At 57.5% G+C, this 8,835-nt stretch carries 9 protein-coding genes; 3 read left to right on the plus strand and 6 right to left on the minus strand.

From position 1 onward, the window contains the following. Positions 1–6 precede the first annotated feature (6 nt). Complete coding sequence (locus HALO32_RS04160; protein WP_151442526.1) at positions 7–1,200, plus strand: acetate/propionate family kinase; 1,194 nt, start codon at positions 7–9, stop codon at positions 1,198–1,200. Positions 1,201–1,258: 58 nt separating this feature from the next. Here HALO32_RS04160 and HALO32_RS04165 read toward each other — a convergent pair whose 3' ends face one another. Beyond that, entirely contained in the window at positions 1,259–1,846 is a 588-nt protein-coding gene (locus HALO32_RS04165) for a DUF4202 domain-containing protein (protein WP_151442527.1), read from the minus strand. A 141-nt stretch (positions 1,847–1,987) separates the two neighbouring features. Between HALO32_RS04165 and HALO32_RS04170 the strand changes: the two genes are divergently transcribed. Both HALO32_RS04170 and HALO32_RS04175 read left to right on the plus strand, forming a co-directional pair. Then, on the plus strand, positions 1,988–2,308 hold the full coding sequence (locus tag HALO32_RS04170) for an antibiotic biosynthesis monooxygenase family protein (RefSeq protein ID WP_151442528.1): 321 nt from the start codon (positions 1,988–1,990) through the stop codon (positions 2,306–2,308). 223 nt (positions 2,309–2,531) lie between these two features. Further along, on the plus strand, positions 2,532–4,376 hold the full coding sequence (locus tag HALO32_RS04175; RefSeq protein WP_151442529.1) for a PHA/PHB synthase family protein: 1,845 nt from the start codon (positions 2,532–2,534) through the stop codon (positions 4,374–4,376). Positions 4,377–4,650: 274 nt separating this feature from the next. Here HALO32_RS04175 and HALO32_RS04180 read toward each other — a convergent pair whose 3' ends face one another. From HALO32_RS04180 to HALO32_RS04200, 5 genes are all read right to left on the minus strand, one after another. Further along, a complete protein-coding gene (locus tag HALO32_RS04180) occupies positions 4,651–5,016 on the minus strand; it encodes a hypothetical protein (RefSeq protein ID WP_151442530.1) in 366 nt (121 codons plus the stop codon). A 132-nt stretch (positions 5,017–5,148) separates the two neighbouring features. After that, complete coding sequence (locus HALO32_RS04185) at positions 5,149–5,958, minus strand: hypothetical protein (RefSeq protein WP_151442531.1); 810 nt, start codon at positions 5,956–5,958, stop codon at positions 5,149–5,151. 442 nt (positions 5,959–6,400) lie between these two features. Further along, positions 6,401–6,895 (minus strand): hypothetical protein, encoded by a 495-nt coding sequence (locus HALO32_RS04190; RefSeq protein WP_151442532.1) that lies wholly within the window; start codon positions 6,893–6,895, stop codon positions 6,401–6,403. Positions 6,896–6,981: 86 nt separating this feature from the next. After that, positions 6,982–7,911, minus strand: coding sequence for a toll/interleukin-1 receptor domain-containing protein (locus HALO32_RS04195; RefSeq protein WP_151442533.1), 930 nt, complete (start codon positions 7,909–7,911; stop codon positions 6,982–6,984). A gap of 136 nt (positions 7,912–8,047) precedes the next feature. Then, positions 8,048–8,701: an NADAR family protein gene (locus tag HALO32_RS04200; protein WP_151442534.1), complete on the minus strand. Its 654-nt coding sequence runs from the start codon at positions 8,699–8,701 to the stop codon at positions 8,048–8,050. Positions 8,702–8,835 lie beyond the last annotated feature (134 nt).

Genomic DNA, 8,835 nt, shown 5'->3' on the forward strand with positions numbered 1-8,835 from the left:
CCTGAAATGAGCCATATCCTGACCCTCAACAGCGGCTCTTCCAGCCTGAAGTTTGCCCTCTACCCGTTGGCGGGTGCCGATTCACTCGACACCCTGACACCCCGCTATCGCGGCATGTTCTCCGGGCTGAACGGCGGCACCCCCAGGCTGAAGCTGCAGGACAGCGAGGGCCGTCCCGTGGCGGTGGACATGGGCGAACTACCCTCGAGGCTCGAGCTGCCCGACGCCATGGCGCATCTGTTGAGCTGGCTCGAAGACCTCCCCGATCTGTCGCTTGCCGCGGTGGGACACCGGGTGGTGCACGGTGGCCGCGACTACCAACAGCCAGTGGCAGTCACGCCCGAGATCACCGCCGCGCTGGGCGAGCTCGAGTCGCTGGCACCGCTTCATCAGCCCTTCTGCCTGGCGCCCGTGGCACCGCTCGCCGAGCGCCACCCGGACATGCCCCAGGTGGCCTGCTTCGACACCGCCTTCCACGCCAACCAGCCCGAGGTGGCCCGCCAGTTCGCCCTGCCCCGCGAGATGACTCAGCGCGGTCTGGTCCGCTACGGCTTCCACGGCCTCTCGTATGACTACATCAACCGCGTGCTGCCCCGACACCTGGGCGATGCTCGCCGCGAACGGGTAATCGTCGCCCACCTGGGCAACGGGGCCAGCCTGTGCGCCATTCGCAACGGTACCAGTGTGGCTACCACCATGGGCTTTACCGCCATTGAGGGCATGCCCATGGGCACCCGCAGCGGCAGCCTCGACCCCGGGCTGGTGCTGCACCTGATACAGCAGGAAGGCATGAGCGCCGAGGCGCTCACCGAGACACTCTACAAGCGCTCCGGCCTGCTGGGCGTTTCCGGCATCAGCAGCGACATGCGCGAGCTGCTGGCCAGCCCCGCCCCTGAAGCCCGCGAGGCGGTGGACCTCTATGCCTACCGCGCCGTGTGCGAGATCGGCAGCCTGGCCGCCGCCCTGGGGGGGCTCGACCAGCTCGTCTTCACCGCCGGCATCGGCGAACACGCCGCCCCGGTGCGCGAGGCCATCTGCCGAGGCTGCGAGTGGCTGGGACTGGAACTCGATAGCGACGCCAACCAGCGCGACACTGACCAGATCAGCACCGCCGACAGCCGCGTCGGCGCCTGGGTGATTCCCACCGACGAGGAGCGCATGATCGCCTGGTACACCGCCCAGGTGGCAGGCCTGGTATAAGCCCATTGTCGGGGCGAAAGACCGACCTGCCCGTGCCTGCTCGTCGGAGGCGCTGACGCTATCCCGCCAGCGCCTCTTCCACCAGGCCTCGCGCCTCATCGCTCATGGGCAGGCCCAGCGCCAGTTGATGAGCCTGTGGCGACATCTTCTTCCAGGTCATCTGCACGATGCGGATCAAATGGTCGTGGTCGATCTGCTTCGAGAAGTCGCCGAAGTAGTTCTCCAGAAACACCAGGCAAGCGCAATCCTCCACGGCCTGGGCGCCAGGGTCGCGCCCCAGGCCCTGCTTGCGGATCATCCGCTCCACCCGCTCGGCCTGCTCGGCGGGGTAGCCCGCCTCCTGCATGAGCCGAGCGGTGGTCTCGCCGGCGCGCTGGCCCTGATCACGCCGCCAGGTCAGGTAACCTACCCGTCCCTCGGGATAGTCGCTCCGCGGCACCTGCCAGCGCTGCAGGTGCTGGCCGCGCACCGCCAGCTGCACCAGCTCGTCGGGGTGCTCATGCAGCCGCTCCAGCCAGGCGCTCATGCGCCCGGCATGCCACAGCTCCTTGGGTACCGGCTCGCCGTCCACCTCCACACTGCGCGGGTCCTCCGCATGCAGGGCATCCAGCGCGACCAGGGTCTTAGCGTAAGGGGTATCAGACATGCTCACTCCTTGTGATCGATAGCGGGGCGCATCGCCTCACAGCATATCAGCGGACGTGCCGATCGGGGCGAACGCACGCCCGTGGCGAGATACACTGATTTGTGGAACCGACAAGGAAGAAAACCGACGAGGAGTCGCCCCATGAAATACATCTTCGAGGTGCACATCCGCGAGGGCTACCGGGCCGAGGACTACGCGGAGGCCTGGGTTCGCGCCAGCGAGCGGATCCAGCAGGCGCCGGGGGCGCGGGGCACCGAACTGCATCGCAAGATCGGCGACCCGACCACCCTGATCGCCATCGCCCACTGGGACAGCAAGGCCAGCCGCGACGCCATGGAGGCGCAGCACGACCCGGTGGTCAAGGAGATCATCCGAAGCGCGGCCCCGTGCTGCGAGATCCGCCCGCTCGGCGAGTTCGAGGAGCCCGAGTGGGTGGTGATGCCGCCCGACACCGGACCATGAGAACCCGATAAACAGGCGATAACGCCGCCATCGAAGGCGCGGGCTGAACGTCGGATACCGGCCAGATTCGTTCTTGCCCGGTTGCGCCTCACCCAGCCCCTACGATACTGGAATGAAAGGTTGCGGCAGTTCGGGGCAGCTTATCGACGCTGACGCGTCGACCCGCCTCCGGCTCGGGTCGGACGAAGCCGCTATCGTGGAGCACTCACCAGGGGGCAAGGCCATGAATGACCAGAAACCGTCTTCAGCGAAGCCAGGCGATCAGGCGACGCCACCCGATGAGGTGGCAAAGCGCTATGCCGAGGCGCTCGAGCGACTATCGACCGGGTCGTCCCGGGCCTGGAAGGGCTGGCTCGAACGACAGACACGCGGCGATTTCTTCACCATGCCCGACCCGGCGGTCGCGGCCAAGTCGCTAGCCAGCCTGGGCCAGCAGTTCCTACTCCATCCGCAACGCGCCATGGAATTCCAGCAACAGCTAATGGAGGGCTATACGACCCTCTGGCAGAACGCCGTGCAGCGCCTGTCCGGCGAGGCGCCCTCATCGGACCTCGATGCCGCTCCGCGGGACAAGCGATTCAAGGGCAAGAGCTGGGAAGAGAACCTCTTCTTCGACACACTCCGCCAGGCCTACCAGTTGACCGCCGAGCAGTGGCTGAAGGGGGTGCATGAGGTCACCGAAGACATGGACGACGACGAGCGGGCCAGGGTCGAGTTCTATGCCCGTCAGCTGATCGACGCCCTCGCTCCCAGCAACTTCGCCACCACCAACCCGGAGGTGATCGAGGCCACGGTGCGCACCGGCGGCGCCAACCTGCTGCAGGGGCTGGCCAACCTGATGGAGGACATGGCGCGGGGCGAGGGGTTGCTGCGCATCAAGCAGAGTGATTCGGCCGGGCTGGAGCTGGGCAAGGACATCGCGGCGACGCCGGGCAAGGTCGTCTACCAGAATGAGCTGATGCAGCTCATCCAGTACTCGCCCACCACCGAGACGGTCGACCGCCGGCCGCTGCTGATCGTCCCGCCCTGGATCAACAAGTTCTACATCCTGGACCTGACCCAGAAACGCTCCTTCATCCGCTGGGCCGTCGAACAGGGCATCACGGTCTTCATCATCTCGTGGGTCAATCCAGACGAGCGCTACGCCGAGGTGGCCTTCGACGACTACCTCACCCGGGGCACGCTCAAGGCCATGGACGTGGTGGGCGAGATCACCGGCGAGGAGACGCTCAACACCATCGGCTACTGCATCGGCGGCACCCTGCTGGCCAGCACCCTGGCGCATCAGGCCGCCCGGGACGATAAGCGGGTGCACAGTGCCACCTTCTTCACCACCCTGCTCGACTTCAGCGAGGTGGGGCCGCTGGAGGTGTTCATCGACGAGGAGCAGATCCGCTACATGGAGCATCACATGGCCCAGCGCGGCTACCTGGAGGGCACCCACCTGGCCAATGCCTTCAACCTGCTGCAGTCCGCCGACCTGATCTGGGGCTTCGTGATCAACAACTACCTGCTCGGCAAGGAGCCCCAGGCCTTCGACCTGCTCTACTGGAATTCCGACTCTACCCGCATGCCACGGCGCATGCAGAGCTTCTACCTGCGCAACATGTACCTGAACAACCGCCTCGCCGAACCCGGGGGCATTACCCTGGCGGGGGAAGCCATCGATCTGAGCAAGGTGAAGATTCCGGCGTTCTTCGTGGCCACCGAGAAGGATCATATCGCCCCCTGGCAATCCAGCTATCGCGGGGCCCACCTGCTGGGCGGCCGCCCCCGCTTCATCCTGGGGGGCTCCGGCCATATCGCGGGCGTGATCAACCCGGCCGACTCGGGAAAGTACGGCTACTGGAGCTATGGCCACCTGCCCAAGGATCCCGATCGCTGGCGGGAATCGGCCACCCACCACGAAGGCTCCTGGTGGCCGGAGTGGCGCAAGTGGCTCAAGCGCCATGCCGGCGGCCAGGTGCCCGCCCGCGAGCCCGGTAGCGAGGAATACCCGCCTATCGAGGAGGCGCCGGGTTCCTATGTTCGGGTGCGCGTCGATGACCCGAGCACGAACGGCGAGTGAGGGATTCGGTGGAGTCGATGTGGTGGTTGCAACCGCCTCGGCTCCACCGAGCTGCCATCCGCTTCCGGTGAGGAAAAACGACTGAGGTTCGACCCTCACCTGAACGGTGCTTCAGCCATTCCATTGGCATCGTATAAAGTTCGCCTATCGGCCAGAAGCGGTCTTTGAGTGAGCGCTGATGTAATGCCCCAATTTGCCGCACAGCAAGCGCTTTTAGGCCTGTTGTTCAAGGGCGATGCTTGTTGTGTCGGCCAACATTATCTTGTTAAAACTCTTAGTCAATCCTTCGCCCCAATATTTTGGCAACCACACCGACTACACCTTGTTCAGTACGCTGAGCATTGGCACCAAAGAAGTGGTTGCGGACGGCGAAAAATGCACCCACTAATAAACACGCGTGCCCGACCCAGCTCGTGAGCCGAATGATACGAGCGTAGCGCGCCTCAACAACAGGATAGAAATGGCTGCCCTCTTGTGCCGCAAGCTGCCCTTCAAGATAGCCGCCTATGCCAATATCAATTAGTAAGTAAGCCACAGCACCTAAAAGTAAAGCACCCCACCAGGGAAGACGAGAAGCGATTTGAGCGACATCAATTACTACTGACCCTAGGCTGTTTTTTCTTCTATATCTGCGACCCATGACTCCTCCGATTGATATTTAACGTCTGAGTTGAGGTGCTTTTGAAGCGACTGCCGTTTTCTCGGTAGAAAAAATGGGCGGCGGATCAAACGTCACCTGCATCGACTGGTAAGGCGCGTGCCAGACCATAGCTCAAAACACCACCCAAAAAGCAATAATAACAACTATTACGATGATTGTAATCTGAGAAATAGAAATCCCCGATTTTCTGGCAGGTGTAAACGGCGTTGGCGCATTGCAAGAACGAGAGGGCTCTCTGGGCGACTTTTGGGTGGGGGCCTTCAATCCGAACTCGGCGTCAACTAAATCCGCAGCATATTTGTACGCAGCAGTTCTTTTGCTTCCGCCTTGCCGTGTATAGCCGTCGCGGTCGGTTCTCTCCCCAAACCAGAGCAGAGTACTGTCCGAATAGCGCTTTATTGATTTCATGGCCTTCGTATCGGCCACAAGCTTAGACGCCACTGCATTTATTTTCGGGTCATTTAACGAAGCAACTACTGTAGATTGGGAACCTAAGCGATCTTGAAGGACATTGAACGCAAACCAAGCGGCCAGCTCGTGTTCACGGCTGGCGGCCGACAACGCTGTGAAGATACGACCATATACGGCCCCCTCACCTGAGTATTGAGTGGTTTCAATGCCGTATTCATCAGCAAGCTTTAAAAGCTTCGGCGAAGCCTTGGAATCTTCATCGACCTTGCAAGATAAAAGGTCGCTGAGTTCATCTTTTGTCGCTTCAGCTGGGATTCTTATCCCTAAGTCCTTGGCATATGCAATCTGCCGTTCGGTCGGCGGCTCGGGAGGAAGCTCCTCAATGCCGTCCACTGCCGTCCCGTTGGTCTCTGCCATTTTCCGAGCCGAGATTTCGTCTTTGGCCGTATAGGTTCGCGTTCTTGAACGTCCTGACTCTTTACCTGTGCCTCGGACCTGGTATTTCGGCATCTCAGTCTTCTCCCAAGCGCCTAACTGTTCAACCTATGAATCTAGTGAGAATTAAGCATAGCTTGCCAGCATAACAAAGATGAACATCCCTGCAGCACTTGGCGGAACGGCCGCTCAGGGTCGTGTGCTGCCGAGACTCTGTCCATGAGAATAGACTAACATTCCTCATTCGGCCAGAAGCAGCCATTGAAGGTATTCTGATGTATAACGAGGCTGTAGCAAAAGGTACGAGCCTTTCAAAAGGCTCGAATTGATCAATTTTTGCACTGATTTTCGTGCTCTCTCGTAAAATCTAGACCAGTTCTCATCAGAAGCTCGGCCAGATTTCGCGTACGAGCGCGATCATCTGAAGTACAAGGGCTTTTGCTACAGCCTCAACTTTTGGTTAAGGGGCGGGCTTTAGCCCGTCCCAGTGAGCGTAGCGAACGGTTTGAACCAGTTGTTATTTTTCATTTTCAGCGCCTCCAGCCAAGCCTTTAAGTAAGGCTTCCATCGCATTTGCGCCGTCAGTTAAAGCCCACCCTTGATGTAGGCGTTTCACGCCGTCCTCTTGCTCATTAATGAGAACGCCGCTAGTAATGGCAAATTCTTTTGCCATTGAGTATGTGTCTGGCTGTTCTTCTTTGAACTTCTCCAACATGGCTATGCTGGCTAGCATAAAGCCTCTTCTCTCGCCACCGTTTCCTCTGGAGGAGTTATTGAGGATTTTGGCAGCTTGATATTCAATATTTTTCAGCTCTGCTACTTGAGATTCCAGTAGCTTATTCTTAGCCTCCACAGATGCTGAGTCATAAATGAAGAACGATGTAATCAACACCAGGATAAGCGCATAGGAAACATGTATGAGTTTGGATTTAACGCCAGCCACTTGCATGAGATAACTTATTATTGATGCTAGTCCGCCAATGATTCCTATGGTGATCATCAGGTTTTCCACAGGTACTGCTCCTTGAAACATAACGCAAACAGCAGGGGCGCGACGCCAGGAGCGTCCCTTGACCGTACTTGCCACGTGGGTTTAGATCAGAATGGTATTTCATCGTCCCACTCTTCTTCTGTTTTTGTTTCGACTAGCACAAGCTTCGCAACTCCAAATTTTGCGAGCATTCCATTGAATGATGCCAAAAACTTTTCAGATTCAGAAAGGACACTATTGTCTTTCACTCTGTCCTTAAGATTCTCCAAGTTATCTTCCGGGACAGCATCGACGGACTTCAAAATAGCAACTTTCCCCAATGCCTCATCAATGTCTGTTGATTGACCTATGGCATTACACAGCGCTAGTAACATTTTTGACCGTGTTTTTGGAGACTTAACAATCGTGATAAAAATTTGCTCAGCAACCTTGCCGACTGTTTTGTTTACTCCCTGAATACCTTGATATTTTCCAATGAATCCATAGGGGTCCATCCCTTTTCGGATTGGTATGATTAAAACATCCCTACCGACGGCCACGCCGATTTCTTGATCGCACCAGTTACTCTCTTTAAAACCATCCATCAGGATCGCCGCAAGCGCATCCATCGTCGAGAGCCCAGCTTCAATTTCCTGCTGCCATTCTCGAGATGGCTCAATGTCCTCATGTGCAACAAAAGCGGATATCGCATATCTTTTGAGAACCGACTGAAGATGAGACGTCTGAACCTTGAAAGAGGCAAGATGGGTGAGGAATAGACGAAAGAAACCTGGCTTCCAGAAAGTCGCTTCGCGTGGCATCTTCGTTGAAAAATTATGCAGAATTTCGAGCTCTTCTGCGATCTTCAGTATTAAATCTTCACTCTCTTTTGCCAACACTTCCTTTGCGTAAATGCGTTTGCTATTGGCACTCGGAACTATTCCAGCGTGCTTGACCATGTGAGCATCAAAAAAGATGTCTATTTCCGAAAATGTCATTCGCGACTGAAGCTCTTGGGCAATCTTTTCCAACAGCTCTATTTTTTCTAATGCTCTCATCTAAGCCCCAGTTTCAAAGAGATATTTTTTTACACGTAATGCCTGGCTCACGTGCCGGCTTGGAGCCGCAAAGCGGCGGAAAATCGGTCGCCGTGCAGCCGATTGTTAGGGCTCAGTAGCAGATAAGACGAAGCCATTAAAACAACTCCGACTGTGGTTTTTGGCCGTCTCCTGAACTCCTGGGAGTTACTGTTCCGATCGGTTTACCTAGTAGCATGAAGTCGGGAATGCCAAGTGGTGGCACTGTCTTCAACACTCCTTCCGTATCGTCTTTAAGCTTCTCTCTCAATTCCATCAACAGCCTGCCTAGTACATTCTTACCGACCAGTTTATCGCCAGTATCGTCTACCAGCTTTGCCCCCCAGTAGTCATCCTTGCGTGACTGTTCGACGATAGACTGATTACGCGTTGCAAGCAGCAGTCGACCGAATTCCTCGTAGTTCTGCGCGAGCTTCACGCGCAGGCACCAACGCATAACCTTGTATCTGATCTCGTCCCAATCCGGCCTTGAGTGTTTGCGATGTGGTTTGCTCTTCATCTTGGCAGTCATCGGGCTGTGCTGCCCGATGATTTCACGCTGGACTGCCGGCATATGGGGGAAGCGGCAGGATTGATACAGGGCCTCTGTGGTCAAGATTCGAACGCCGTTGACCTGCAACGGGTAGCCCGATGCCATGTTGGAAAGGCCACCAAAAGCCTCCTTCGTCTTGTAGACAACGACAACTTCGCTGCGGACGTAGGTCCTAAAGAGGCTTTTCTCATGTTGGTTTAGGCTAGAGCGCAAAATCATCGAAGATATTCCTCGCGGACGAATAGCCCTCACGCTGTAAGTGACTAGGCAGATATTTTCATGCATAGTGCCGATAGGATTTCAGCTTAGGACGGCAGCATGGCAAGTCGCTTCATCTCTCCCCTGGCAGAGGA

Origin of the sequence: Halomonas lysinitropha, assembly GCF_902500215.1 — a bacterium.
GTDB classification, from domain to species: Bacteria; Pseudomonadota; Gammaproteobacteria; order Pseudomonadales; family Halomonadaceae; genus Halomonas; species Halomonas lysinitropha.

Excerpts from the sequence above, each read along its gene's own strand:
- HALO32_RS04195 (WP_151442533.1), bottom strand. The coding sequence starts at position 7,911 with ATGAGAGCATTAGAAAAAATAGAGCTGTTGGAAAAGATTGCCCAAGAG.
- HALO32_RS04165 (WP_151442527.1), bottom strand. The coding sequence starts at position 1,846 with ATGTCTGATACCCCTTACGCTAAGACCCTGGTCGCGCTGGATGCCCTG.
- HALO32_RS04185 (WP_151442531.1), bottom strand. The coding sequence starts at position 5,958 with ATGCCGAAATACCAGGTCCGAGGCACAGGTAAAGAGTCAGGACGTTCA.
- HALO32_RS04200 (WP_151442534.1), bottom strand. The coding sequence starts at position 8,701 with ATGATTTTGCGCTCTAGCCTAAACCAACATGAGAAAAGCCTCTTTAGG.
- HALO32_RS04175 (WP_151442529.1), top strand. The coding sequence starts at position 2,532 with ATGAATGACCAGAAACCGTCTTCAGCGAAGCCAGGCGATCAGGCGACG.
- HALO32_RS04180 (WP_151442530.1), bottom strand. The coding sequence starts at position 5,016 with ATGGGTCGCAGATATAGAAGAAAAAACAGCCTAGGGTCAGTAGTAATT.
- HALO32_RS04170 (WP_151442528.1), top strand. The coding sequence starts at position 1,988 with ATGAAATACATCTTCGAGGTGCACATCCGCGAGGGCTACCGGGCCGAG.
- HALO32_RS04160 (WP_151442526.1), top strand. The coding sequence starts at position 7 with ATGAGCCATATCCTGACCCTCAACAGCGGCTCTTCCAGCCTGAAGTTT.